The sequence below is a fragment of the Burkholderia sp. LK4 genome (assembly GCF_001043615.1).
Lineage (GTDB): Bacteria > Pseudomonadota > Gammaproteobacteria > Burkholderiales > Burkholderiaceae > Burkholderia > Burkholderia cepacia.
On the sequence record NZ_LDUL01000027.1, the window covers coordinates 167,496 to 193,213 of the forward strand.

Here is a 25,718-nt window from a genome sequence, read left to right on the forward strand (position 1 = left end):
GCCGGGCCTGTCGTCGCGACGCGCGTCAGCCGAGCCGGTAAGCCCGCGTGACCGTGCCGCGGAACAGCGCGTCGCGCTCGTCCGGGCTTGCCTGCGCCGTCAGGCGCTTGAACGCATTCCAGCCGTTCACGAACGAATACGAGCCCTTGTCGACCGGAAAATTGCTCTCGAACATGCAGCGCTCGGGGCCGAACGCGTCGATGCAGGTCATCATCCACGGCTTCCACGCGTCGGCGAGCTGCACGGAAGACGGCGGCCGCTCGCCTTTCTCGAAATCGAAACCGTTGATGCGCATCCCGAGCCCGCCGACCTTCACGTACACGTTCGGCAGCCGCGCGAGCGCGCGCATCGACGCCGACCAGCGTTCGAACACCTCCGGCCGCTTGTCGGCATAACTCGCGATCCGTACGACGCCGCCGCAGTGATTGACGATGATGCGCGTATCGGGATTCGCCTTCGCGAGCTCGAACAGTTCAGGGAGTTGGGGAAAGAACAGCCACGCGTCGTACGACAGCCCGAGCGGCGCGAGCTGCGCGACGCCCGCCCGGTACGCGGAATCGAGCAGCATGCCGCGCGGCACCGCCGATAGCGGATTGGCGAGCGTCGGATCGGCATCCCAGGTCGTCAGGTGACGAACGCCGCGAAACCGCCCGCGACCGGCTTCGAGATGTGCTTCGAGCACCTCGCGCACGCGCTCGCCGAGACGCAGGTCCGCATGGCCGACGATGCCCTTCGCGACAGCCGGGCGGCCGTGCTGCTGCAGCGGCTCGGTCACGCCGGCAACGTAGGCCGTCTCGCCCGCCGGCTTCAGTTCGACCGGGCCCGCATCGCGATAGCGCGTCTGCGCCTGCATGTAGACGGACGCCTGGATGTTGTGGCCCGAGCGCGCGTCCTGCAGATAGTCGTCGAGCATGTAGATCCAGCCCGGCCGCTCATAGAAATGATGATGCGCATCGACGATCGGCAGGTCGGGCTCGAGCACGGGTTCGAGCGCCGACGCGAGCCAGTCGGGGCGGACCGCCAGATAGTTGCTTTGCGTCGTCATGCGGGAAACTCCCTCCTGGGTCGCCGCGCGCGTCTCGACAAACGCGGGCAGCGCGAGCGATGCGGCGGCCGCGCCGAGCAGCCGGCGCCGCTTGATCGAAAGCGTCGTGTCCATGTCATTCGCTCCGGTCGAACGCGTACAGCGACAGCGTCAGCAGCGTCGTGACCGCGAGCACGATCGCGAGGCCGAGCATGCCGGCGGTAAAGGTGCCAAAGGCGTCCTTCAGGTAGCCGACGAGATAAGGGCCCGCGAAGCCGCCGAGCGCGCCGATCGAGTTGATCAGCGCGAGCCCGCCGGCCGCCGCCTGGCCGGACAGGAAGCGCGAGGGCAGCGTGTAGAAGATCGTGCGGCCGGCGATCGTGCCGACCAGCGCCAGCGTGATGCCGGCGAGTGCGGGGCCGAGCGTCAGGAAGTGCGTCGAGACGCCGAGCGCCACCGCGCCGATGAACAGCCCGATCGCCAGGTTCGCGACCGGGCCGCCGCGACGGTCCACGCGCTTCGCCCACCACAGCAGCGCGACGGTCGCGAAGAAGTACGGCACCGCGGACAGCCAGCCCGTCTGCATCGTCGACATGCCGTGCGCCTTGAGCATCTGCGGCAGCCAGATGCCGATCCCGTAAGAACCCATCGTGAAACCGAACGAGATCAGCGCGAGCACGTACACGCGCACGTCGCGCAGCGCGACGCCGAAGCGCTTCTTGCGGCCGGCGGCCGCGCCTTCGCGCTCGAACGCGCGCTGCAGCGCGGCACGCTCGTCGCCCGTCAGCCACGCGGCATCCGCGGGCGAATCGGACAGCAGCTTCAGCACGAGAAAACCGAGCGCGCACGCCGGCAGCCCTTCGACGATGAACATCCATTTCCAGCCGGCCAGCCCGAGCGCGCCGTCGAGTTGCAGCAGCCAAGTCGACAGCGGCCCGCCGATCAGCGACGACAGCGGCGTCGACACGGTGAACCACGCCAGCACCCGCGTGCGGTAGCTCGCCGGAAACCACACGGCGAGGAAGAAGATCACGCCCGGAAAGAACCCGGCTTCCCCGATACCGAGCAGCAACCGGATCGCGTAGAAACTCGTCGGCCCGGTCGCGAGCGCAGTCGCGGCCGCCATCACGCCCCACGTGATCATGATGCGGGCGAGCCAGCGGCGCGCGCCGAAGCGGTACAGCGCGAGATTGCTCGGCACCTCGAACACGCAGTAGCCGGCGAACATGATCCCCGCGCCCCAGCCGAACTGCGTCGCCGTCAGCCCGAGATCGCGGTTCATCGTGAGCGCCGCGAACCCGACGCTCGTGCGGTCCAGGTAATTGAAGAAATACGCGAGCGCGAGCAGCGGGATGAAGCGCCATGCGGCCTTGCGCACGGCCCGCTGCTCGATCGATGCATCGGTCTCGCGATCGGCGGCCAGCGCCGGGAATGCGGATGTCATGGTTGTCTCCGTGGATAGGGCGATCCTCGCCCGCGCGTGGCGCGGCCGGGACGCCTTTGTTCGATCAGGGGATCGCGGCCGAGCTACGCGCTCGCCAGTTCGTTCGGCGACGGCGCGCCGCCCGCCGCCGCGCCGTCCGCGTCGTGCCGCCCGGCCACGACGCCGGCCTCGATCAGCGCGCGCGCCTCGTCCGGCGTGTAGCCGAGTTCGCCAAGCAGCGCGCGCGTATCCTGCCCGAGCGCCGGCGGCGCCGAGCGCAGCCGCAGGCGCTCGCCCGCGAGCGTGAGCGGCAGCAGCGCGGTACGCGTGTCGACCGGCCGCCCGGCGCTGCTCGCATCGGCCGGCAACGTCACGTCCGCGAGGCCGCCCGTCGCCAGCAGGTGCGGATCGTCGAACAGGTCCTGCGGCCTGGTGATCGGTGCATACGGCAGGCCGATCGACTCGAAGATCGCGCCGATCTCCGCGGCCGAATGCGGCGCGAGCCGCGCGCGCAGTTCGGGCAGCAGCCACTCGCGCGCCTGCACGCGCAGGTTGTTGGTCGCGAGGCGCGCATCGTCCTTCAGCGCAGCCAGCCCGAACGCATCGCAGAACAGCGCCCACTGCGTATCCGACACGACCGCGAGAAAGATCTGCTCGCCGTCCTTCACGGAGAACACGTCGTAGACGGCCCACGCGGAAATCCGGCTCGGCATCGGCGATGCGGCCTGCCCCGTCACCGCGAACTGCATCATGTGCTGCGCCACGAGGAACACGTTGTTTTCGAACAGCGAACTCTGCACCTGCTGGCCGCGGCCGGTGCGCTCGCGCTGCGCGAGCGCGGCCATCGCGCCGATCGCGCCGAACATGCCGCCCATGATGTCGTTCACGCTCGCGCCCGCGCGCAGCGGCCGCCCCTCCGGGCCGGTCATGTACGCGAGGCCGCCCATCATCTGCACCACCTCGTCGAGCGCGGTGCGATGTTCGTACGGCCCCGGCAGGAAGCCCTTGTGCGACACGTACACGATGCGCGGATTCAGCGAGTGCAGCGCCGGATAACCGAGGCCGAGCCGGTCCATCGTGCCGCTCTTGAAGTTCTCGCTGAACACGTCCGCCGTCGCGACGAGCCGCAGCACGATCTCGAGCCCGCGCGGATCCTTCACGTCGACCGCGAGGCTCTTCTTGTTGCGGTTGAACATCCCGAAGAATCCCGCGCCCGAACCGCGCAGCGCGCGCGTGCTGTCGCCGGCGATCGGTTCGATCTTGATGACTTCCGCGCCGAGATCCGCGAGCAGCATCCCGCAGGTCGGGCCCATCACCATGTGCGTCATCTCGATCACGCGGACGCCGGCGTACGGCAGCATCGAAGCGGGTTGGCGACCGTTCATTGCGCGACTCCCGCCAGGCATCCTTCCGGTTGCGGCGCGGTGGGAGAACGGCCGTCCGCATAACGGAAGCCCTTCGGCAAACCGGCGTCCGGCACATGGCCGTACAACGCCTCGGCCGGCAGCGCCGCGTGCAGGATCGCGCGCGCGGCGAGCAGGGCGTCGACGTCGATACCCGTGTCGAATCCCATCGATTCGAGCAGGAACACGAGATCCTCGGTGACGATGTTGCCGGTCGCGCCCGGCGCATACGGGCAACCGCCGAGGCCGCCCTGGCTCGCATCGATCGTCGTCACGCCCGCGTCGAGCGCCGCGACGACGTTGGCGAGCCCCTGCCCGCGCGTATTGTGGAAATGCGCGCCGCCCGCCTTGTCGCCGACTTCCCGGCGCAGCCGGGCAAACAGCCGGCGCACCTGCGCCGGGTTCGCATAACCGCTCGTGTCGGACAGCCCGATCTCGTCGACCCCGCATTCGGCCATCGCCACCGCCATCGCGATCGTCTCGTCGTCGCTGACGGCGCCCGCGATCGTGCAGCCGAACGCGACCGACACGCCCGCCTCGATCTGCACCGACGGGAACCGCGCATCGCGCAGCGCGACGATCGCGCGCACCTCGTCGATCATCTGCGCGGGCGTCTTGAGGATATTCGCCAGCGAATGCGCCTCCGTCACCGATACCGGCAGCGTCAGCTTGTGCACGCCTGCTTCGAATGCGCCCTCGGCGCCGCGCAGGTTCGGCGCGAGCGCGGCGACATGCAGCCCGGGAATCGCCAGCGCATGCGCGACGACCTCACGCACGTCGGCCATCTGCGGCAACAGCCTCGCCGGCACGAACGACCCGACCTCGATCTCGCGCAAGCCGGCCGCGGCCAGCGCCGTGATCCAGCGCAGCTTGCCGGCCGTCGGCATCACGGCCCGGATGCTCTGCAGGCCGTCGCGCGGCCCGACCTCGCTGACCAGCACCTTCGGATATTCGGAAACGCTCATTTGGTACTCCATCGTTCTATTTGAAAGAACATCGTTCTGTTTGATAGAACTCTAAGCGTGCGTCGAACGTGCTGTAAGCGGGGTATACCCGTGAAATTGCGATTTTCTGGAACTTGAGTTCTGCCAGACAGAACGATATAGTCGGCCGATCATCCTCTGAAGGAAGCAGGCAGTGCCTACGACTCACACCGATCACGCCGGCAACGAGCCCGATTCGCCGGCCGAAGAAGCGTCCAGCGGCGTCGCCGTCCTCGATCGCGCGTTTGCGATCCTCCGCGCCTTCGGGCAGACCGACGACCGGCTGTCGCTCGCGGAGCTGTCGCGCCGCACCGGGCTGTACAAGAGCACGATCCTGCGCCTGCTCGCCGCGCTCGAGCATGGCGGCTTCATGCGCAAGCTCGACGACGGCCAGTACGCGATCGGGCACGAGCCGCTGCGGCTCGCCGCGCTGTACCAGCGTTCGTTCCGGGTCGGCCCGGTGGTCGAGCCGCTGCTCGAAACGCTCAGCCGCGAACTCGGCGAAACGGCATCGTTCTACGTGCGCCAGGGCGACATGCGCTCGGTGCTGTACCGGGTCGAGCCCGCCCGCGCGGTGCGCGTGTCGATTCGTGTCGGCGAGGAATTTCCGGTTCGCCAGGGCGCGTCCGGGAAGGTGCTGCTGGCGTTCACCGACACGCAGGATGCGCAATGGCACGACGTGCGCGAACGACTCTGGGCCGCGTCTTACGGCGAGCGCGACCCCGAGACGGCTTCGGCGTCCGTACCCGTGTTCGGTGCGGCCGGCGAGTGTGTGGGCGCGCTGACCGTATCGGGCCCGAAATCGCGGCTCGCCGCCGCACCGGCCATGGCGGCAGCGCTCGCGATGCTGCTGCCGCTCGCGCAGAAGGCGACCGTGGCGCTCGGCGGCGCAGGCGCACGCTATGACGCGCCGGCCGTACGTGACAGCCTCGCGCAGTTCGCGTCGGCAGCAGGCCACGACGACACGGCGTCGTGACCGGCGGCGCGTGCACCGCCACGCAACAGCGCTACAACGCTACAACGCAAAAGGCAGCCGCGTGCGACACTGGCCGCCGATGCCTGCATCGCGCGCCGCCCGCGGGCGTGCCGCGCGTGCCACCGCCAACCGGACACCCATGAGGGCAGCCACCATGAACGCCGCGCGCACCGCCAGCTGGTATTTCGATTTCGTCTCGCCGTTCGCGTACCTGCAGCAGGAACAGTTCGACCGGTTGCCGGCCGCCGCCGCATTCGAGCCGCGGCCCATCGTGCTCGGCGCACTGCTCTCACACTGGGGCCAGAAAGCGCCGGCCGAGATCGCGGCGAAACGCGTCTTCACCTATCGCCACGCGCAATATCGCGCGGACAAGCTCGGCATTGCATTCCGGATGCCGCCCGCGCACCCGTTCAATCCGATCCGGCCGCTGCGTCTCGCGATCGCGATGGGCAGTTCACCCGACGCGATCCGCCGGATCTTCCGGCACATCTGGCGCGACGGCCAGGACGTGTCGACGCCGGAAGGCTTCGCCGCGCTGTGCGAAGCCGTCGGCTTCCCGGAAGGCGTGACGGCCGTCGAAGCCCAGCCGGTCAAGGACGCGCTGCGCGCGAACACCGACGATGCGATCGCGCACGGCGTATTCGGCGTGCCGACCTTCGAACTCGACGGCGACCTGTTTTGGGGCGAGGATGCGACCGACATGTTCGCCGACTGCGCGACGTCGCGCACGTGGCTCGATTCGCCCGAAGTGCGCCGCATCAGCGCACTGCCCGAAGGCATCCGGCGCGGCTGACGGCGCCGCGGCCGGCCGGCGCTCACGGCGCTCACGGCACGAATTCGGCGCCGCTGAATTTCCGCACCGCACGCCCATGGCGGGCAGGCCCACAGGGCTTGCCCGCCTTTTCTTTTATTTTCGATCGGCGCACGCATGACGCCGCGCGACCCGGCAGATTCGCGCGCATCCGGCGCGAGAACCGCACCGGCCCGCGCGACTGTCCAGTTCTACCGATTATTTTTCCGATGGCCGCGCGCATCGACGCGGAAATATCGGACGATTCCGATCCCCCCGCCACACGGCGCCCGCCCATCCGGCCCCATCGCACAGCCCCGTTTCATCAGGGGATTCCCGGTATTTTTTCGCATTTTCTTCGAAATAACGGGTGACCATACTTGCCCCCCGTTGCGCTCCGGTGCGAGCGCGCTTCCAGATCCGGCCGGCCGCGCGCAATGCATCGGGCGTCCGCCGGGATCGCACGACATGAACAATTTCGACACCACGATCCAGACCTTCCTCACCCACATCACGTTCGGACCGCTGATGAATCATGCGATCCGCGTGATCGCTGGCCTGTACACGTTCAAGGGCTTCGTGCTCATTCCCGTGCTGTGCTGGCTGTGGTTCCAGCCGGGCCCGAACCGCGAACGGCAGCGCGAACTGGTCGTCGCGACGATCGCGAGCGGGCTCATTGCGCTCGCGTTCGGCCGGCTGCTCGCCCAGGTGCTGCCGTTCCGCGTGCGGCCGATCTACAACCCCGAACTGCACCTGCACTTCCCGTCGGCAGGGCTGCGCGCGGCCACGCTGCAGGCATGGAGTTCGTTTCCCAGCGATCACGCGATGCTGTGGATGGCGATCGCCACCGGCATCTTCATCATCGCGCGCCGCGTCGGCGTGCTCGCGCTGCTGTATGCGGTCGTGTTCATCTGCGTACCGCGCGCCTATCTCGGCTTCCACTACCCGACCGACCTGATCGCCGGCGCCGCGATCGGCATCGCGATCGCATGGCTGCTGACGCGCGACGCGATCCGCTCGCGCTTCGCGCCGCAGGTGCTGGCGACGATCCGGCGCTTCCCCGCGCCGGCCTATACGCTCGCGTTCCTGCTGTGCTTCGAGCTGATCACGCAGTTCGACGAACTGCTGACGCTCGCGCAGTCGGCCACCCGCACGATGTAACGGGAGACGCCGCGATGCTGCCGCTGCTTTCGTTCCGTCGCCCCGGCACGCGCTGCCGGCCATGCGCGGCGTCGGCGCGCCGCGCGACGCCCGCGCCGTTCAGTCGCGATCGGGCGCGCCCAGCGGAAAGAACGGACGATACGGCCGTGCCTCGTCGACCGCGCGCGCAAACGACGGCCGCGCCAGCAGACGCTTGCGATACGCGATCACGTTCGCGAACGACGGATCGATCCGGTGCGTCCAGTCCGCATAGAACAGGAACGGCGCCGCGCCGCAGTCGGCGAGGCTGAAGCGGTCGCCGGCCGCCCATTCGCGATCGGCCATCTTCCTGTCCAGCCACGCATACGACGTGTCGAGCATCGCGCGCGCATCGGCGACACCGCGTGCATCGCGCTCGGCTTCCGGGCGCAGCGCATCGAACACGACCTTCTGCTGCGGCGTCGACACGTAGTTGTCGAAGAAACGATCCATCGTGCGCACCTCGAGCGCTGCGTGCGGATCATCGGGCAGCAGCCGCACGGGGCCCGGATGGTTCAGGCCGAGGTACTCGATGATGATGGACGCCTCGATCACGGTGCGGCCGGCATCGACGAGCACCGGAAAGCGCTTCAGCGGCCACAGCGCGGCCAGTTCCTGCATCGGCTTCGGATCGTCGTGCGCGAGCACGCGATACGCGAACGGCGTGCCGTTCTCGTACAGCGCGGTCAGCACCTTCTGGCAGTAGGACGAAAAGGGATGGGCGTAAAGCGTCGGTATCATCGTGCGGTCTCTCCGGGTTTCGGCGCCGCGTCGTGCGGCGCCACGTGATCGGATACCTTGACGACGAACGGCACCCGGCCGTTTCGACAGCGGTCCGGAATTAATTATTGTCGTGCGACTTGTGCCGTTACGACCGGCCGTCCATCACGACACGCCCCTCGGCACGCCAGCGCAGCATCCCGCCGCCGAGATTGGCGACCGTGTCGAAGCCGGCTTTCAGCAGGATCACGGTCGCCTGCGCGGATCGCCCGCCGGCCCGGCACACGGTCACGACCGGCCGGTCGCGCGCGATCTCGCCGGCACGCGCGGCCAGTTCGCCGAGCGGAATCGGCGTCGCGCCGGGCAGATGGCCGAGCGGGCCCGTGAATTCGTCCGGCTCGCGCACGTCGACCACCTGCACCGCCTGCAAATGATCCTCGAGCCATTGCGGATCGATTTCCCAGAACCCCGCGAACGTGTAGACGAGCGGCGCCCAGTCGGGTGCCGCCTGCGCATCGGGCGCGTTCGCGGCGACGCCGCATTGAAGGTTCGCCGGCACCGCGACATCGATCTGGCGCGGGTGCGCGAGCCCGAGGTTGCGCATGTAGCCCGCGAAATCGTCTTCGCTCAGATCGCCGCCGAGGCGCGGATTGAAGCGCCGCTCCTCGCCGACGCTCGTCACCGTGAGCCCGCGATAGTCGTGCGCCGGATACAGCAGGCACGCGGCCGGCAGCGTGAAAAGCCGGCCGTGCACCGCGCGATACAGCGCGCGCGGGTCGCCCTGCTGGAAGTCGGTGCGGCCGGTGCCGCGAATCAGCAGGCAATCGCCGGTGAACGCCATCGATTCGTCGTCGAGCACGAGGCTGATGCAGCCGCTCGTGTGGCCGGGCGTCGCGCGCACGGTCAGGTAGCGCGCGCCGAACGCACAGCGGTCGCCGTCGTTCAGGTAACGATCGGCGCCCTGCGCGCCGCTCGCGGCCGAGATCGCGATCGTGCTGCCCGTGCGCTGCTTCAGCAGCCACGCGCCCGTCACATGATCGGCATGCACGTGCGTGTCGACGGTCGCGACGAGCCGCAGCCCGAGCTCGTCGAGCAGCGCCGCGTCGCGGCGTACCTGCTCGAACACCGGATCGATCAGCAGTGCTTCGCGCGACGCGGGGTCGGCGAGCAGGTACGTGTACGTCGACGATTGCGGGTCGAAGAGTTGCCGGAAGATCATCGCGAAGTCGCTCCGTCGCTGGTTGATGCGCATTGTCCGGCCCGGGCCGCCGCTGCCGCCGCCGCCACTGCCGCTGCCGCTGCCGCCACTGTCGCCGCGCGGGCCGCCCCGTCGTGGTCCTGCACTGCCGGCATCCGGCCGGCACGGCGCGTCAGCGCGGCTGCGTCACGTAACGCAGGTACGGCTTCAGCGTCCGGAAGCCCTGCGGATACTTCTGCCTGGCCGCATCGTCCGACACCGACGTCGGAATGATGACATCGTCGCCGGGCCGCCAGTTGACCGGCGTCGCCACCGTATGCTGCGCGTTGAGCTGCAACGCGTCGAGCAGGCGCAGCACCTCGTCGAAATTGCGTCCCGCGCTCATCGGATAAACGAGCATCGCCTTGACCTTCTTGTCCGGCCCGATGACGAACACCGAGCGCACGGTCGCGTTGTCGACCGCCGTGCGCGGGCCGCCGCCCGCGTTCGGATGAATCATGTCGTACAGCTTCGCGACCTTCAGCTCGTCGTCGCCGATCAGCGGATAGTTGACCGCGTGACCCTGCGTCTCGGCGATATCCGCCACCCACTTCCGGTGATCGCTGACCGGATCGATCGACAGCCCGATGATCTTCGTGTTGCGCTTGTCGAATTCCGGCTTGAGCCCGGCCATGTAGCCGAGTTCGGTCGTGCATACCGGCGTGAAATCCTTCGGATGGGAAAACAGGATCGCCCAATGGTCGCCGATCCATTCATGAAAGCGGATCGTTCCCTCGGTGGTCTCCGCGGTGAAATCGGGCGCGTCCTCGCCTAGTCGAATCGACATGTTCGTCTCCGTCAAATGGGAATCGTCACGACGCCCGCGCCGCGGCTTGCGCGCGACGCGCGATCGTCCGCGCGCGGAGTGCAGGCATGGCACATGCCCGGGTTCCGCGCGTTCATATAGCCTAGTTCAAAATGCGCGCGCCACCGGGACGCGGTGTGCGCGATGTCTTGGCCGATTCCGACGACGAATGCGGCACGGCAGCACGATGCGCGGCAACCGGGCGCGCGTGCGGGCTGCCTTACACTAGCGGCTCTTCTCGTCTTACGTTCACAGGAATGCCACCGACATGTCGATGACGATCGATCCGAAGCAGGCCGCCGCACTGCTGGCCGTCGCCGACACGGGCAGCTTCGAGCAGGCGGCCGTGCGCCTGCACGTGACCGCATCGGCCGTCACGCAGCGGGTCCGCGCACTGGAAGCGAGCCTCGGCACGCCGCTCGTGCTGCGCACGCGGCCGTGCCGCCCGACGGTGGCCGGGCAGCGCGTGCTGCAGCACCTGCGCCGCGTCGCGCTGCTGCAGGCCGACCTGCAAAGCACGCTCGCGACCGAGCGCGAATCGCCGATCTCGGTCACGATCGCGCTCAATTCCGACAGCCTCGGCACGTGGTTTCTCCCGGCACTGACGTCCGTACTCGCCGGCGAGCGCATCCTGTTCGAGCTGATCGTCGAAGACCAGGACCACACGTTCGCGCTGCTCGAAAGCGGGATGGCGGTGGGCTGCGTGACGACCGAGCCGAAGCCGATGCGCGGCTGTCTCGCGACGCCGCTCGGCACGATGCGCTACCGGCTGCTCGCGGCCGCCGCGTTCGCGGTGCGCTGGTTCCCGCGCGGGCTGAATCGCACGAGCGCGCGCAAGGCGCCCGTCGTCGCGTACTCGCGGCGCGATACGCTGCAGTCGTCGTTCCTGAAGGAGAAATTCGGGCTGCCCGAGGGCGCCTACCCGTGCCACTACGTGCCGGGCACCCATTCGCACTTCGCGGCGGTGCGGCACGGGCTCGGCTACGCGATGGTGCCGGAGCCGCTGATCGGCGCCGCGCCGCTCGACGCGCAGGGGCTCGTCGATCTCGCGCCCGCGCATCCGACCGACGTCACGCTGTACTGGCACGCGTGGACCGTGCAGTCGCCGACGATGGCGTCGTTGTCGGAACGCGTCGTCGAGGCGGCACGCCGGCTGCTCGCGCCGCTGCCGTGACGCGCGGGTGATCGACACCGCCGGGGCGGTGCATGGCGCGCGGCGCGGTACGCATCGCAGCGAGAAACCCTGCCGCGCCGCCTATACTTTTTCCATCGGCCTCGCGAACGCGCCGCGCGGCCGATCATGCACATCCGGCCGTTCCCTTTCCCGCAAGGAGAACATCATGTCCCGCCGCTATATCGATTGCCGCGAGTTTCCCAGCGCGACGAACTGCTCGGTCGCGATTTCCGCCGACTCCGACAACGAACTGCTGGAGGCCGCCGTGCAGCATGCGGTGCTGGTGCACCAGCACACCGACAGCGCCGAACTGCGCACGCAGCTGAAAACGCTGTTCCGCGACGGCACGCCCCCCGCCGACGCACCCCGGCAAGCGTAATCCGCCGGCTCGCCCGATATCGACAGACGGGTTGCCTCGTCGCCCCCGTCGCCTCTTCGCTCCCTGCTTCGCGCCACCTCGTGCCGGCTCTCCCGCCGGCCGGCGCATTCCCCGTTACGCGCGGCGCTGCGCGAAATACGCGCCGACCGCGTCGATGAAGGTATCGATGTCCGCGCGCGACACGTCGCAGTGCGTGACGAAGCGCGACGCGTACAGCATCTGCGTGAGGATCCCGCGCTCCTTGAGCCACGCCTCGAGCGGCGCGCAATCGGCTTCGGGGAATTGCGCGAACACCATGTTCGTCGCGTGCGACAGCACCTTCACCGCGTCGATGCGCGCAAGGCCCGCCGCGAGATGCGCGGCGTTCGCGTGATCGTCCGCGAGCCGCTCGACGTTGTGATCGAGCGCATACAGGCACGCGGCCGCGAGAATGCCCGACTGCCGCATCGCGCCGCCGAGCACCTTGCGCCAGCGCTGCGCGCGCTCGATCAGCACGCGGTTGCCGACCAGCACCGAGCCGACCGGTGTACCGAGCCCTTTCGATAAGCAGATCGACACGGTGTCGAACGGCGCGCACAGCTCGGCGATCGAACGGCCCGACGCGACGGCGGCGTTGCACACGCGCGCGCCGTCGAGATGCAGCGCCAACCCGCGGCTGCGCGCGAACGCGGTGGCTTCCTGGACATAGCCTTCCGGCAAGACCTGGCCGCCGATCGTGTTTTCGAGCGCGAGCAGGCGCGTGCGGGCAAAGTGATTGTCGATCGGCTTGATCGCCGCGGCGATCTTCGCGAGCGGCAGCGTGCCGTCCGGCGCGTTCTCGATCGGCTGCGGCTGGATGCTGCCCAGCACGGCCGCACCGCCGCCTTCGTACTTGTAGGTGTGCGCGAGCTGGCCGACGATGTACTCGTCGCCGCGTTCGCAATGGGCCATCAGCGCGGCGAGGTTGCTCTGCGTGCCGCTCGGGAAGAACAGGCCGGCTTCCTTGCCGGCCCGCTCGGCCATCACCGCCTGCAGGCGCAGCACGGTCGGGTCGTCACCCCATACGTCGTCGCCGACTTCGGCGGCAGTCATCGCGGCCAGCATTGCCTGGCTCGGACGTGTCACGGTATCGCTGCGTAAATCGATCATCGCTGAGTCCTGGGTAAACGCGGACCGGAACCGATGCGCCCGGCCCTGCCGAAACGAGACTCAGAGTGTACGCAATTCACGCAGCGTGTGTGTGCCGACGGCCGGCGGTCGACGTGTGCACGGCGCACCGGCACGCGATGCGGCACGCCGCCGCCCGGGCCGCCGTCAGTAGCGCGGCGGCGGCGGCTGGACACCCGCCGGCGGCATCGGCGGCGCCGCGCGCGGTGCGCCGCCGTATCCGCCACCGCCGTATCCACCGCCGCCGCTCATCCCGCCCGGCACCGGCACGCGGTTGCCGGTCGCGTACATGGATTGCAGGTAGCCGTAGTCGTAGCGGCGCTGGATGTCGTAGGCCGAGCCTTGCGCCGCACCGGCACCGACCACGCTGCCCGCGAGCAGCCCCGCGCCTGCGCCGACGGCCGCACCCGTGCCGCCGTTGAACGCCGCGCCGGCCGCCGCCCCGAGCGCGGTGCCGACGGCCGCGCTGCCGACCGCGCTCGCGGTCGATGCCTGCCCGGCACTCACGCCGCCCGATTGCTCGAACGCGTATTGACGGCAGTTCGCATCGTCGGCGCGGAACTGGTCGAACGACTTGCCGGTGCCGGGCAGCGCCATCACGCTCGGCCCGGTCGGCATGTACGCGCACGCGCCGAGCAGGCCGGCCAGCGCCAGCGCGGCCGGCACGCGCAGTGGTCGAAACAGGGATTTCATCGTCGCGCCTCCGTCACTGCGGCCGTGCCGGCACCGATCGCCAGCCCGACTTGCAGGTCTTCACATGCGGGTAGTAATGCTTCGACGCGTCGCAGTAGTACCAGACGTTCGCGTCGCCGTCGTCCTGCGGCTGCCCTTTCTCGACGTACTCGGGCGGCGGCCCCGGGTCGACGGGTACCGCGACGACGGGCGGCGGGTAGTAGTAAGGCGCAGGGACGACGGGGTAGTAATACGGGTAGCCGGGGCCGATATAGACCCCGACCCGGGCGGCATGCGCCACGCCGCCCGTCGCGATCGCCACTGCGGCCACCGCGCCCAGTGCGAGCTTCAATCCATTCACGTCACGTTCTCCGGCTGGCGGTTCGTCGATGCGAACCCGACATACCGAACGCTACGCCGCGCGCGATCCGTCATCCATTACGGGCGCACGCGCCAATGTTGCGCGGCGTTACCGATGTGACAGACCCCATCACCCGCGGCCCGCCGGCCCGAGCGCGTGCGTTACGCGATAACGCACCGCAACGGTTCGGCCGCGCGCGGGCGCCGAGGGGGCGGTGTCGCGCAGCGTTCGCGCCCGCATCGAACCGTTCCGATGACGCGACGCGCCATATTGACGCACGTGCGTCAGACCGCCACGCCGCGGCCGCGCGCGCCGCAAACAGGCTTCTTGATACGAATCAACGATTTACCCCGGAATCGCGAGAGACGGGCTGGACATCTGCGACGAGTTGGCGCATTTCGCGGTGCAACATCGCGTCCCATACTCCAGCCAACCCCGACGCCCGTCCGCCGGGGTCCGCCGGCACCCGCCGGCGGGTATCGTCAGCCTCGGTCAACTGGTATGGACACCGCTCTTTCGGCCCTCGATCTGGCCCGCCTGCAATTCGCGTTCACCGTCTCCTTTCACATCGTCTTTCCGGCGCTGAGCATCGGCCTCGCCAGCTTCATCGCCGTCCTCGAATATCGCTGGCTGAAAACCGGCAAGCAGTACTACAAAACCCTCTGCCTGTTCTGGTCGAAGATCTTCGCGGTCGCGTTCGGGATGGGCGTCGTTTCCGGCGTCGTGATGAGCTACCAGTTCGGCACGAACTGGTCGGGCTTCTCGAGCTTCGCCGGCGCGGTCACCGGGCCGCTGCTGATGTACGAGGTCATGACCGCGTTCTTCCTCGAGGCCGGCTTCCTCGGCATCATGCTGTTCGGCTGGAACCGCGTGAGCCCGCGCGCGCACTTCGGCGCGACGCTGATGGTCGCGATCGGCACGCTGATCTCGACGTTCTGGATTCTCGCGTCGAACAGCTGGATGCAGACGCCGCAGGGCTTCGAGATCGTCGACGGCCGCGTCGTGCCGACCGACTGGTTCGCGATCATCTTCAACCCGTCGTTCCCGTACCGCCTGTTCCACATGGCGATCGCCGCGTTCATCGTCGCCGCGCTGGTGGTGGCCGCGACGGGCGCATGGCACCTGCTGAAGGGCCGCCGCGACAAGGGCGTGAAGAAGATGTTCTCGATGGCGCTGTGGCTGCTGCTCGTGCTCGCACCGCTGCAGGCCGTGATCGGCGACCAGCACGGCATCAACACGCTGAAGCACCAGCCCGCGAAGATCGCCGCGATCGAAGGGCTGTGGGAAACCGAGAAGGGCGGCACCGCGCTCAACCTGTTCGGCATCCCGGACATGAAGGCGGAAACGACCCGCTACGCGGTGAAGGTGCCGCACCTCGGCAGCCTGATCCTCACGCACAGCTGGGACGGCGAGATCCGCGGGCTGAAGGACTTCCCGCCGGAAGACCGCCCGAACTCGACGGTCGTGTTCTGGAGCTTCCGGATCATGGTCGGCCTCGGCATCGCGATGATCGGCCTCGCCGCGCTCGCGTGGCTCCTGCGCCGCCGCGGCAGCCTGTATGAATCGAAATGGTTCCAGCGCTTCGCGCTCGTGATGGGCCCGACCGGCTTCGTGTCGCTGCTCGCGGGCTGGGTCACGACCGAAGCGGGCCGCCAGCCGTGGGTCGTGTATGGCGTGATGCGCACCGCGCATGCGGTGTCGCCGCTGTCGGTGCAGCAGGTCAGCCTGTCGATGATGACGTTCGTGATCGTGTACTTCCTCGTGTTCGGCACCGGCGTGTACTACATGCTGAAGCTGATGAAGGCCGGCCCCGCGCTGCCCGACGTGAAGCACGACCCGAAACACGACATGCCCGACACGCGCCCCGATCACACCGCGCGCCGCCCGATGTCGGCCGTCGACGAGCTGATCGAGACCGTCTGAGCCCACCCCATTCCGCATACGAGAAAACCTATGGACGTCACCGTAATCTGGGCCGCGATCATCGCATTGGGGCTCTTCATGTACGTCGTGCTCGACGGCTTCGACCTCGGCATCGGCATCGTCTTCCCGTTCTTTCCGGATGAGAAGGAACGCGACCTGATGATGAACACGGTCGCGCCCGTGTGGGACGGCAACGAGACGTGGCTCGTGCTCGGCGGCGCCGGTCTGTTCGCGGTGTTCCCGGTCGTCTATTCGACCGTGCTGTCGGCGCTGTACCTGCCGCTGATCTTCATGCTGGTGTGCCTGATCTTCCGCGGCGTGTCGTTCGAGATCCGCGCGAAGGCGCGGCGCACGAAGCAGCTGTGGGATCTGGCGTTCATCGGCGGCTCGGCCGGCGCGACGCTGTTCCAGGGGATCGCGCTCGGCGCGTTCCTGCAGGGCATCAACGTGAAGGACGGCGTGTTCGCGGGCGATGCCTTCGACTGGCTCACGCCGTTCAGCCTGCTGACCGGCCTCGGCCTGATCGTGACCTACGCGCTGCTCGGCTGCTGCTGGCTCGTCGCGAAGACGGAAGGCGACCTGCAGCGGCGCCTCCATCGCGTCGTGTGGCCGCTGACGCTCGTGCTGCTCGGCTTCATCGCGGTGGTGAGCCTGTGGACGCCGCTGCAGGACCCGGCCATCGCGCAGCGCTGGTTCGATTCGGGGCTGTTCTGGCGCCTGCTGCCGGTGCCGTTCCTGGTCGCCGCGTGCGCGGTATGGATGCGCCGCGCGGTGCGCAACCGGCATGACATGACGCCGTTCGTGCTCGCGCTGGCGCTCGTGCTGCTCGGCTACGTCGGCCTGCTCGTCACGCTGTTCCCGTATGCGATTCCTCAGACGATGACGATCTGGGAAGCCGCGGCACCGCGCTCCAGCCAGACCTTCACACTGGTCGGCGCAGCGGTTATCCTCCCGATCATCATCGCCTACACGACGATGGGTTACTGGGTATTCCGAGGCAAGGTGCGCCATGAAGACCAGCATTACTACCACCACTGATTCCGCCGGGCGCTCCGCCGCCGCGGCCCCCCGGCCGCGGATGCGCGGCTGGATGTGGTTCGTCGTGCTGTGGGCCGGCGGCGTGATCGGCGCCGTCACGCTCGGGTACGCGTTCAAGATCTTCATGAACCTGACGCTGTTTGCGGTGAAGTAGGCCCCTTCCGCGCTGCACGCCGGGGCGCATGCCGGACCCGTTCCGCGCAATCCGCCTCCGGCTCGCCACCGGCACGCCGCCGTGGCGATCCTCCTCCCCGGCATTCACGCTTTCACGCGCCGGCGCGCCCCCCGCTCACTGCTCGCACTTCGTCGCGCACATCGCCTTGTCCACTTCCGCGAAAAACGCCTGGTAGTACTCGGGCTCCATGACGGTCTTGGTACGCGAATCGCCGGCGCTATCCCACACCGTACGATCGAATCGCGCGCGCACGATCGCGACGTGCGCGTCCCGCCCCGCCCGAACCGTCACGATCGCGGTCACGCGTTCATGATCGGGCTTGGTCGGCAGCATCCCGATGCGCGCCTTCAGCGCGCCGCGCAGCAGCTGACGCCACTTCGGGATCAGCGTGTCGCTGCGCCCCGCTTCCACCAGCCCCGAATCGCGATCGACCGTCACCGGCGCATAACCCTGCGCACGCAGCGCGCCGGCCACCGCGTCGAGCACGCGCGCCTGCGTCGCGTCCGCATAGCGGCGGTCGCTGAGCATGCGCAGCGTCTGCTGCTCGGCATCGGTCAGGTCGACTTCGGTCTGGCTCGAGCTGTAGCGCACCAGCGATCCGCCGTCGCCGATCTGCCGCTCGTTGGCGGGTTTCGTCGCGCATCCGGTCAGCGCCGCGAACAGTCCGGCACAGGCGAGCGCCAGCGCGCCGCGGCCGTGCACGGGCGGCACCGCGGCCGGGCGGTTCGTCGCACGACGTGCCGCGCGCCGGACGCGAAGACGGTGGCGAAATCCGGTTGCCCGGGCGTCGGGTGGCGATATGATCGTCATCGGGGCGTTCTCTCCTGTCGGCGCCATGATAGGGAGGCGCCCCGGCCGCCACAAACGACATTTTTTGACCCACTGTGTAGCTTTTCTTCGCGATCTCACGATGCGCCGATTGCCGCCCCTGAACGCGCTGCGCAGCTTCGAAGCTGCCGGCCGCCTGCAGAGCCTCACCCTCGCCGCCGACGAACTGAACGTGACCCAGAGCGCGGTCGCGCAGCAGATCCGCGTGCTCGAATCGTTCTTCGGGCAGAAGCTGTTCGAACGCGACGGACGCTCGTTGCGGCTCACGCCGCGCGCGCGGCATTATCTTGTCGACGTCGCGAGCTGCCTCGGCCGGCTTGCGCAGGCGACGGGGCAGATGTTCGAGCCGGTCGGCGGCCATTCGATCCGCATCAATGCATCCGTGTCATTCGCGCATGGATGGTTGCTGACGCAACTGGCCGTGTTCCAGGCCGCGCATCCCGACATCGACGTGCAGCTCGTCACGAGCGCCGACATGGAGCGCGACCAGTTCGACGAGACGTGCGACATCGTGATCCGCCGCTATACGCCGGAGCTGCGTCGCAAGGGTTTCGTGTCGCGCCCGCTGCTCGCGAATGTCGCGTTACCCGTGTGCGCGCCCGGCCATCCCGCTCTCGAACGGGTACGCGTGCCGGCGGACCTGCGCGATGCGCCGCTGCTCCACTACGCGGGGTTGCCGCAGGCGTGGCAATACTGGTTCCACCAGGCTGGCACCGACGCCACCGAGACGCTGCGCGGGCCGTTCTATCGCGAGTTTTTCCTGTTGGTCCAGGCCGCCGCAAGCGGGCTCGGCGTATGCCTCGCGCCGCGCGCGGTGGTGCGCGACGATCTCGCTCGCGGCCGGCTCATCGCGCTGTTTCCGGAAGTCCACCTGGAAGGGCCGCCGTTTCATTGCCTGTATCGCAACGACGACGATCCGGCGCTGCGCACGTTCATCGACTGGCTGTTCGCGCGGGCCGAGGCGCTGGATGGGCCGCCGCCGCAGTAACCGGCGATGGGCATTACCGGGCTATGCGTTCTGCCGCACCACACCCAGTTTGAGCCCCAGCATGCCAAAGATGCGATTCATCGTCTGTACCGTCCCGTCACTGCGGCCCTGCTCGATATCCTGAATCGTCTTGGTCGACACGCCTGCGAGCTTGGCCATTTCGGCGCTCGTCAGCCGCATCGTCTTCTTCAGATGGCGCACCGATTCACGCAGCGACCATTCGGGGTGCGCCAGCACGTCCTCGATCGCTTGCCGCCTCAGCGCGAGCTGTTCCGGAAGCGACATCGCGTTATAGCGTTTGTCCATGGTGTCGTTCCCGCTCAGCGCAACGCATCCAGTTCACGGGCCAGCCGCTCCAGGCCCGGTTTGAGAAATGCGTGCACATCGGGTTCCAGGCCCAGATCCGCCCCCTGATCGGCGATCTCCTGCAAACGCGGTGCCATTGCACGGAGCCGCGCACGCAATGCGTCACGATCCAGCACGGGTTGCCCCTCTCCCGCGTGCTGCTCGCTCGACCGGACAACCGCATCGAGCACCCGCTCCCAATCCGGCCGACCGCCGTCATTTCCTTCCCACCGAATGCGTCGCGCAATGCCGTCGGGATGCAGATACATCGGTGCAAAGTCGAAAAGCGGCGTCAGCGCAACATGCCCGTCGAAATCGCGTTGCAAGGCGGTGTTTCGCGCGTGATTGTCCTTGTTGCCCAACGCGAGATTGGCGACGTCGCGACACAAGTACTCGGCAACCTCGGTGTGGGGATTCGTGCATTGCCGGACGAGATGCGCACATACCTCGTCGTGACTCGGCACGACACCGAAACCGGCTTTGCCCGTCAACGATGCAATGCTTTCCTGGGCCAACCGGACAACACCGTCGCCGACGCGTGCGCGATCGAACCGCGGGATGAATAACGCCCGATCACGCAGCGTGAGCGGCGCATGCACGCGCAAGCCCAGGCGCTGGGCCAAAGCCATGTAGGGTGCTTCGTGGCGCAGGATCTGTGCAAGACGCTCGTTGGTGCCACGCCCGAACTTGACGATGTAGTGCGCGACCGCTCGCGCGTCGGGCAGCGTGTGATCGAGATAGAGCAGTCCGTCGTCGGCGCGGGTCAGCAACAGCTTCGGCCATTCACCCTGCACGCCCGAGGAGCCTGCAACGAAGAATCCGTGTTCGGCGAGATATTCGCTGAACGCGTCTCCGCGCATGGCCACGTCGTCATCCGTGAAACCTTGCAGCGGCCCCTCGCGCTCGGCAAGCCACTGCGCGGCTTCCTTGATCCGCAGATTGCCGATCGAATTACCGGCTCCCGCGAGCAGCAGTGGCCAGTCGGCACGCTCCTCTGCCGTTTCCGGCAAATCGAGGCGGCGCAACAGTTCCTGGCGGCCGAAACCCTGGGGCAACAAATCGATCAGGAAAACCGGCCAGTGAGACGTCACCAGCGGCTCGAGTTCGACCGGAAACGTGCATGACATCGCGTGCGCGTCACGAACAGACTGATGACGGACGATCCATTCGACGTCGTAACCCGAATAGGCGCGACCGCGCCACCCTTCGTCAGGCTCGCCGAACAGGGTGACGCTGCCGATATCGTGCCAGTTGCCATCGGCATGAAGCTGGATTGTGCAGGAAGCCCTCATTTACGCATAAATCTATACAAATAATGCAGGTAAGCACGCATGAATTATATAAATTTCTGCCGAAATGACAACTGCTTCTGGAAGCTTCTCCTGACGATTCCCGCTACCGCCAGAGCCCGCTCACCGCCGCTCGCGCAACGCCGCGTCGATCTTGCGGTCGGTCTTGTACTGGCTCAGCGCATACACCGACCAGATCGCGGCCGGCAGCCAGCCGATGATCGTGAGTTGCAGGACCAGGCAGATGATCCCGGCGATCGGGCGGCCGATCGTGAAAAACTGGAACCACGGCAGCAGCAGCGCAAGCAGTAGGCGCATGAACAATCCTCTCGGTACGTCGTTGAACGGGTGATACGCAGCCAATATGGCGGGTTGCGCGCGTCAATTCAAGGCCGTGCCCGACGCGCGAGCCGGCGTTACGCCGAATCGGCCAGCCACTGCGCGACGCGCGCGACGAGCGCGTCCGTGTCGTCGAAGCGCTCGACGCCCGCGACCTGTGGCGCACCGCAAATCGTGAATACCGGCTTGCCCCACTGCAACCCGAGCGCGATTTCGGACAGCGTGCCGAGCCCGCCGCCGACTGCGATCAGGCACAGCGACGCACGCGCGACCAGTGCATTGCGCGTGATGCCGAGCCCGGTCGGCAGTGCGACGCTCAGGTACGGATTCGCAAGCGTCGCATCGTCTTCGGGCAACAGCCCGATCGCGCAGCCGCCAGCCGCGTGCGCACCACGCGCGGCGGCCTCCATCACGCCCTGCTTGCCGCCGCCGACCAGCGCAACGCCCGTCGACGCCACCGCGTACGCAATCCTTTCCGCGACCCGTATCTGCTCATCCGTCGCGTCGCGCGGGCCGATCAAGCCGACCGGCATCCGGTGCCGGCGTGCGCTGCGTTGCCGCTGCGCGAGTCGCGCGAGCGCGTCGCGCACCGGCCCGGACCACGCGGATTCAATGACGTCGTTGGCGAACAAGACCTTCCCCCAGTGCCAGAACGCAGGTACAGATGGCCGTCAGCACGATCGACAGCACGGCCGCCTGCGAGAAATCGGTTTGCCCGTCCGACAGCTTCAGATACATCAGCAGCGGCAGGATATTGATCTGCGTACCGGCCAGCGCAAGCGCCGTGCCGTAGGTGCCGAGCGCGATCGCGGTGACGAGGCACCACGCGGACGCGACCGACGGCCACAGTTCGCGCCACGCGACGTCGAGCCACGCGCGCCACGGCCGCGCGCCGAGCGTCAGTGCCGCCTCGAGCGGCCGCCGGTCGAGATTCGCGAGCGCCGGGTAGATCATCAGCGCGACGCGCGGAATCAGGTAGTACGCGTACGCGACCGCGAGCCCCGGCATCGTGTAGATCGCGCCGCCGACCACGGTCGGATCGGCGCCCAGCGCAGCCAGCAGCGTGGTCACGAAGCCCGCGCGGCCGAATGCGAGGATGAAGCCGTACGCGATCACCAGCCCGGAAAACGCGAGCGGCACGCCGAGCAGCGCGAGCGACCAGTGGCGGCGCGCCGGCGACTGCCCGGCCAGTGCGAAAGCGACCGGCACGCCCACGCCGACCGACAGCGTGCCGGCGCCGATCGCCAGCATCAGCGAGCGCGCGATCGCATCGACGACGAGCGGATCGCGCCACACCGCCGCGAACGCGCGACCGCCGTCCGTGCACGCCGCATCGACCAGCGCGGCCAGCGGCAGCACGAAGCACACTGCGAGCAAGGCCGCGGCGGGCAGCGCGCCGAAGCGGCGCAGTACGCCGCGTTCCGTCAAGGAAGCCTGCATCCCGCGCCCCTTACTGGCCGAGCGTGGCCTGCGACCAGAGCTGGTCGACCTCGGCCTTGCGCCCCGCCGCCTTGGCGACATCGAGCGGACGCACCTGCGGCGCGTTCGGCAGCTTCGCCGCGACCTCCGGTGCGACCGGCGTGCCGGGCACCGCCGGGCGCACATAGCCTTGCGCGAACAGCGCCTGCCCGACGTCGCTCATCACGAGGTTGAGCCAGAGCTGCGCGGCGGACGGGTTCGGGCCGTTCTTCACGAGACTCATCGCATACGGCGCCGACACGCTGCCGTCCTGCGGAATCACCACGTCGGCCGCGTCGCCCATGCCGTCCGCGTACTTCGCCTTGAGGCCGTCGTTCTCGTAGCCGATCAGGATCGGAATCTCGCCCTTCACGAACTTCGCGTACGGCGTCGTGCCCTCGACGCGCAGCACGTTGCCGGCCTGCTTCAGCTTGCCGAAAAAGTCGGCGCCCGGTTTCGGGTTGTCGACGCTGCCGCCGTTCGCATACGCGGCCGCGAACACCGCGACCTGGCCCTGCCCGGTCGAACGCGGGTCGAGATAGACCACCGCGTTGCGATACTCGGGCTTCAGCAGGTCGGACCAGCGCTGCGGCACGTTCTTGACGAGCTTCCGGTTGACGAGGAACGCGATGTTCAGCGAATGCACGGCGAACCAGCGGCCGTCCGCCGAGCGGAACACGCCCGGCAGCTTGTCGAAGTTGACCGGCCGGAACGGCGCGACGACGTCCTTGCCCGCGGCATCGAGCGCCGACGCCGCGAAGTAGTACGCGGTATCGGCCTGCGGACGGCGGCGCGACTTGTCGAGCGCAACGACGGTCGCGGCCGAGCCGATGTCGTTGTATGTGATCTCGACCTTCGGGTAGCGCTTGCGGAATTCGGCGAACAGCGCCTTCCAGTTCGCCCACTCGGGGCCGGTATCGAACGACACGACGAGCCCTTCGTCGGCCGCCTTCGCGTACAGCGCGTCTTCGCCCGGATACAGCGGCGCGGCCTGCGCCGCCGCGCAAGAGAGCGCCGCGAGCGCGCACAGCGCCAGCACGCGGGCGCGCATGGCCTTCACAAGGGGGGAGCCTGCAAGCATCGTGAATCTCCGTTGAACGAAAGAAATCAGTGCGCGTCCGGCGATGCCGGCAGCACGAGCAGATGACGCGGTTCGATCGCGATGCTGTGCGCGGCGGGCTCGCGCCCCTCGCACAGCAGCACGTCGGCCGAGCCGTCCGGCATGAAGTCATAGCGCTGCGTCGCGCCGAAATAACGCACCTCTCCGCGTCGGCCTTCGATGCGATTCGTGCTCTGCATCGGCGGATCGGCCTGCACATGCTCGGGCCGCACCAGCACCGCGATTTCCTCGCCCGGTCGATGCGCTCCCGTTTCCGCGCGCAGCGTCGCGAAACGCACGTCGATTTCGCCGTGCGCGAGCACCCGCCCGCGCAGCAGCGTCGAATGCCCGACGAAACGCGCGACCTGCGCGGTAGCCGGACGCTCGTACAGGTCGCGCGGCGTGCCGGCCTGGAGCACGCGACCGCCGTCGACGATCGCGACGCGGTCGGCCATGCTCAGCGCTTCGTCCTGGTCGTGCGTGACGAACAGCGTCGTCGCGCCGCACGCGCGCTGCAGCGCACGGATCTCGTCGCGCAGCTGATGGCGGATGCCCGCATCGAGCGCCGCCAACGGCTCGTCGAGCAGCAGCAGCTTCGGCTCGATCACGAGCGCCCGAGCAAGCGCGACGCGCTGCTGCTGGCCGCCGGACAGCATCGCGACGCCGCGCGTCGCATGGGCCGACAGCCCGACGCGCTCGAGCATGTCGAGCGCGCGCCGGCGCCGCAGGTCGGCCGCCACGCCGCGCATCTTCAGCCCGTACGCGACGTTGTCGACGACCGACAGGTTCGGGAACAGCGCGTAGTGCTGGAACACCATTCCCACTTCGCGCTGCCACACCGGCACGCCGGCCACGTCGCCGCCGCCGATCGCGATGCGGCCGCGCCAGCCGTCGAGCAGCCCGGCCGCGAGCCTCAGCAGCGTGGATTTTCCGGACCCGCTGCGCCCCATCACCGCGAGCAGTTCACCCTGCGCGGCGGACAGCGTGACGTCGTCGACGCCGTGACGGGCGCCCGGATACTGGAAGCTGACGTGTTCGAATTCGAGACTCATGGATGACTCACTTCAAACGTTGCACGGTGCCGACGGAGACGAGCGTCGCGAGCACGGCGAGCACGAGCAGCACGACGGTGGCCGCGCACGCCATCCCTGTCGCGCCGTAGAACGCCTGCAGCAACACGATCGGATAATTCCGGTAGCGAAAGCCGGCGATCAGGTTCGAGATCTGGAATTCGCCGATCGACAGCGCGGCCACCATCACGAGGCCGGAAAACAGGCTGTGCCGCAGGTTCGGCAGGACGATCGTGACGAACTGGCGCAGCGGCGTCGCGCCGAGCGTCGCCGCGCAGGCCTCGAGCCGCGCGAGGCCGAGGTGACGCAGGTCGCCGAGCAGCGTCTGCAGCAGATACGGCAACGTCAGCACCGCGTGCGCCGCGATCATCAGCGGCAACGTGCCGAGCCACGGCAGCGTGTCGCCGCTGAAGATCGCGATGTAGCCGAAGCCGAGTGTCAGCGCCGGCACGGCAACCGGCATCAGCATCACGACGCGCGTCGCGAACCCGCCGCCGGCCTGCGCGCGGTGGTGCAGCGCGTACGCGAGCGGCAGGCCGATCGCCGCGTTGAGCGCACAGCACGCCAGCGCGACGATGAAGCTCGTGCCGAACGCGCGGGTGAAGCTCCGGTTCGCGGCCAGATCGGCAAACCAGTGCCCGGTGACACCGGTGGGCAGCAACGTGTTCGTCCACGATTCACCCACGGCGCCGATCAGCAGCAACGCGATCGGCAGCAGCAGGTAGAGCGCGAACACCGCGAGCAGCGCCTGCAGCAACAGGCGGCCGATACGCGGATGCGCCGGTCTGTTAAGACGAATCGGAACACCGTCGGCCAATGCCGGGGCGGTTGACGGATGCATGAACACACTCGCTGACGATCGGGGAAAACATCGCACAACGCCCGCCGGACGTG

General features: G+C 68.3%; 28 protein-coding genes. 9 read left to right on the forward strand and 19 right to left on the reverse strand.

Annotated features, from left to right (window positions below; all coding sequences use genetic code 11):
• Positions 1–25: 25 nt before the first annotated feature.
• From VK92_RS14575 to VK92_RS14590, 4 genes are all read right to left on the reverse strand, one after another.
• Entirely contained in the window at positions 26–1,159 is a 1,134-nt protein-coding gene (locus tag VK92_RS14575; RefSeq protein ID WP_048023528.1) for an amidohydrolase family protein, read from the reverse strand.
• Position 1,160: 1 nt separating this feature from the next.
• A complete protein-coding gene (locus VK92_RS14580; RefSeq protein ID WP_048023529.1) occupies positions 1,161–2,468 on the reverse strand; it encodes an MFS transporter in 1,308 nt (435 codons plus the stop codon).
• Between the two features lie 83 nt (positions 2,469–2,551).
• Complete coding sequence (locus tag VK92_RS14585; protein WP_048023531.1) at positions 2,552–3,832, reverse strand: CaiB/BaiF CoA transferase family protein; 1,281 nt, start codon at positions 3,830–3,832, stop codon at positions 2,552–2,554.
• Positions 3,829–4,815 (reverse strand): hydroxymethylglutaryl-CoA lyase, encoded by a 987-nt coding sequence (locus VK92_RS14590; RefSeq protein ID WP_048023533.1) that lies wholly within the window; start codon positions 4,813–4,815, stop codon positions 3,829–3,831. The genes VK92_RS14585 and VK92_RS14590 overlap by 4 nt, the downstream gene beginning before the upstream one ends.
• 172 nt (positions 4,816–4,987) lie before the next feature.
• Here VK92_RS14590 and VK92_RS14595 point away from each other — a divergent pair, with 172 nt between their 5' ends.
• The 3 genes from VK92_RS14595 (at position 4,988) to VK92_RS14605 (ending at position 7,760) form a co-directional block, all read left to right on the forward strand.
• Positions 4,988–5,809 carry an IclR family transcriptional regulator gene (locus tag VK92_RS14595; protein WP_048023535.1) on the forward strand — a complete coding sequence of 274 codons (822 nt, stop codon included), beginning with the start codon at positions 4,988–4,990 and terminating at the stop codon, positions 5,807–5,809.
• A 154-nt stretch (positions 5,810–5,963) separates the two neighbouring features.
• Complete coding sequence (locus VK92_RS14600; protein ID WP_021164301.1) at positions 5,964–6,602, forward strand: 2-hydroxychromene-2-carboxylate isomerase; 639 nt, start codon at positions 5,964–5,966, stop codon at positions 6,600–6,602.
• A 465-nt stretch (positions 6,603–7,067) separates the two neighbouring features.
• On the forward strand, positions 7,068–7,760 hold the full coding sequence (locus VK92_RS14605) for a phosphatase PAP2 family protein (protein ID WP_021164300.1): 693 nt from the start codon (positions 7,068–7,070) through the stop codon (positions 7,758–7,760).
• 99 nt (positions 7,761–7,859) lie between these two features.
• On the opposite strand, the gene VK92_RS14610 is transcribed toward VK92_RS14605, so the two are convergent.
• From VK92_RS14610 to VK92_RS14620, 3 genes are all read right to left on the reverse strand, one after another.
• Positions 7,860–8,519 carry a glutathione S-transferase family protein gene (locus VK92_RS14610; protein WP_021164299.1) on the reverse strand — a complete coding sequence of 220 codons (660 nt, stop codon included), beginning with the start codon at positions 8,517–8,519 and terminating at the stop codon, positions 7,860–7,862.
• A gap of 127 nt (positions 8,520–8,646) precedes the next feature.
• Positions 8,647–9,717: a rhodanese-like domain-containing protein gene (locus VK92_RS14615; protein WP_048023538.1), complete on the reverse strand. Its 1,071-nt coding sequence runs from the start codon at positions 9,715–9,717 to the stop codon at positions 8,647–8,649.
• 151 nt (positions 9,718–9,868) lie between these two features.
• On the reverse strand, positions 9,869–10,522 hold the full coding sequence (locus tag VK92_RS14620; protein ID WP_048023540.1) for a peroxiredoxin: 654 nt from the start codon (positions 10,520–10,522) through the stop codon (positions 9,869–9,871).
• Between the two features lie 286 nt (positions 10,523–10,808).
• Here VK92_RS14620 and VK92_RS14625 point away from each other — a divergent pair, with 286 nt between their 5' ends.
• A complete protein-coding gene (locus VK92_RS14625) occupies positions 10,809–11,714 on the forward strand; it encodes an HTH-type transcriptional regulator ArgP (protein WP_021164296.1) in 906 nt (301 codons plus the stop codon).
• A 166-nt stretch (positions 11,715–11,880) separates the two neighbouring features.
• Positions 11,881–12,093 (forward strand): DUF1059 domain-containing protein, encoded by a 213-nt coding sequence (locus tag VK92_RS14630; RefSeq protein WP_042978387.1) that lies wholly within the window; start codon positions 11,881–11,883, stop codon positions 12,091–12,093.
• A gap of 114 nt (positions 12,094–12,207) precedes the next feature.
• On the opposite strand, the gene ltaE is transcribed toward VK92_RS14630, so the two are convergent.
• From ltaE to VK92_RS14645, 3 genes are all read right to left on the reverse strand, one after another.
• Positions 12,208–13,221 (reverse strand): low-specificity L-threonine aldolase, encoded by a 1,014-nt coding sequence (gene ltaE, locus VK92_RS14635; protein ID WP_048023541.1) that lies wholly within the window; start codon positions 13,219–13,221, stop codon positions 12,208–12,210.
• 165 nt (positions 13,222–13,386) lie between these two features.
• On the reverse strand, positions 13,387–13,932 hold the full coding sequence (locus tag VK92_RS14640) for a YMGG-like glycine zipper-containing protein (RefSeq protein WP_048023542.1): 546 nt from the start codon (positions 13,930–13,932) through the stop codon (positions 13,387–13,389).
• 13 nt (positions 13,933–13,945) lie between these two features.
• Positions 13,946–14,272, reverse strand: a complete 327-nt coding sequence (locus VK92_RS14645) for a hypothetical protein (protein WP_021163569.1) — start codon at positions 14,270–14,272, stop codon at positions 13,946–13,948.
• A 501-nt stretch (positions 14,273–14,773) separates the two neighbouring features.
• Here VK92_RS14645 and VK92_RS14650 point away from each other — a divergent pair.
• Genes VK92_RS14650 through VK92_RS14660 form a run of 3 tightly spaced genes read left to right on the forward strand, consistent with a single transcriptional unit; the run spans position 14,774 to position 17,387 of the window.
• Entirely contained in the window at positions 14,774–16,195 is a 1,422-nt protein-coding gene (locus tag VK92_RS14650) for a cytochrome ubiquinol oxidase subunit I (protein ID WP_021163568.1), read from the forward strand.
• A 30-nt stretch (positions 16,196–16,225) separates the two neighbouring features.
• Entirely contained in the window at positions 16,226–17,233 is a 1,008-nt protein-coding gene (gene cydB / locus VK92_RS14655) for a cytochrome d ubiquinol oxidase subunit II (protein ID WP_021163567.1), read from the forward strand.
• Positions 17,205–17,387 carry a hypothetical protein gene (locus tag VK92_RS14660; protein WP_042978028.1) on the forward strand — a complete coding sequence of 61 codons (183 nt, stop codon included), beginning with the start codon at positions 17,205–17,207 and terminating at the stop codon, positions 17,385–17,387. The genes cydB and VK92_RS14660 overlap by 29 nt, the downstream gene beginning before the upstream one ends.
• A 135-nt stretch (positions 17,388–17,522) precedes the next feature.
• Here VK92_RS14660 and VK92_RS14665 read toward each other — a convergent pair whose 3' ends face one another.
• Entirely contained in the window at positions 17,523–18,218 is a 696-nt protein-coding gene (locus VK92_RS14665) for a hypothetical protein (RefSeq protein WP_048023544.1), read from the reverse strand.
• A gap of 100 nt (positions 18,219–18,318) precedes the next feature.
• On the opposite strand from VK92_RS14665, the gene VK92_RS14670 reads away from it, so the two are divergent.
• Positions 18,319–19,224, forward strand: coding sequence for a LysR substrate-binding domain-containing protein (locus tag VK92_RS14670; RefSeq protein WP_048023545.1), 906 nt, complete (start codon positions 18,319–18,321; stop codon positions 19,222–19,224).
• A 21-nt stretch (positions 19,225–19,245) separates the two neighbouring features.
• Here VK92_RS14670 and VK92_RS14675 read toward each other — a convergent pair whose 3' ends face one another.
• The 8 genes from VK92_RS14675 to VK92_RS14710 all read right to left on the reverse strand — a co-directional run bounded on the left by VK92_RS14675 (position 19,246) and on the right by VK92_RS14710 (position 25,665).
• Positions 19,246–19,530: a helix-turn-helix domain-containing protein gene (locus VK92_RS14675; protein ID WP_048023547.1), complete on the reverse strand. Its 285-nt coding sequence runs from the start codon at positions 19,528–19,530 to the stop codon at positions 19,246–19,248.
• A gap of 14 nt (positions 19,531–19,544) precedes the next feature.
• A complete protein-coding gene (locus VK92_RS14680) occupies positions 19,545–20,861 on the reverse strand; it encodes a type II toxin-antitoxin system HipA family toxin (protein WP_048023549.1) in 1,317 nt (438 codons plus the stop codon).
• Positions 20,862–20,981: 120 nt separating this feature from the next.
• Complete coding sequence (locus tag VK92_RS14685) at positions 20,982–21,176, reverse strand: YqaE/Pmp3 family membrane protein (protein ID WP_048023552.1); 195 nt, start codon at positions 21,174–21,176, stop codon at positions 20,982–20,984.
• A 98-nt stretch (positions 21,177–21,274) separates the two neighbouring features.
• Positions 21,275–21,730 carry a TIGR00725 family protein gene (locus VK92_RS14690; protein ID WP_231600585.1) on the reverse strand — a complete coding sequence of 152 codons (456 nt, stop codon included), beginning with the start codon at positions 21,728–21,730 and terminating at the stop codon, positions 21,275–21,277.
• A 76-nt stretch (positions 21,731–21,806) separates the two neighbouring features.
• Positions 21,807–22,637, reverse strand: a complete 831-nt coding sequence (locus VK92_RS14695; protein ID WP_048023556.1) for an ABC transporter permease — start codon at positions 22,635–22,637, stop codon at positions 21,807–21,809.
• Between the two features lie 10 nt (positions 22,638–22,647).
• A complete protein-coding gene (locus VK92_RS14700; RefSeq protein ID WP_048023558.1) occupies positions 22,648–23,736 on the reverse strand; it encodes an extracellular solute-binding protein in 1,089 nt (362 codons plus the stop codon).
• Between the two features lie 26 nt (positions 23,737–23,762).
• Positions 23,763–24,806, reverse strand: a complete 1,044-nt coding sequence (locus tag VK92_RS14705) for an ABC transporter ATP-binding protein (RefSeq protein WP_048023560.1) — start codon at positions 24,804–24,806, stop codon at positions 23,763–23,765.
• 7 nt (positions 24,807–24,813) lie between these two features.
• The gene (locus VK92_RS14710; RefSeq protein ID WP_048023561.1) at positions 24,814–25,665 is read right to left on the reverse strand and encodes an ABC transporter permease; all 852 of its coding nucleotides are present in this window, start codon (positions 25,663–25,665) and stop codon (positions 24,814–24,816) included.
• Between the last annotated feature and the right edge of the window lie 53 nt (positions 25,666–25,718).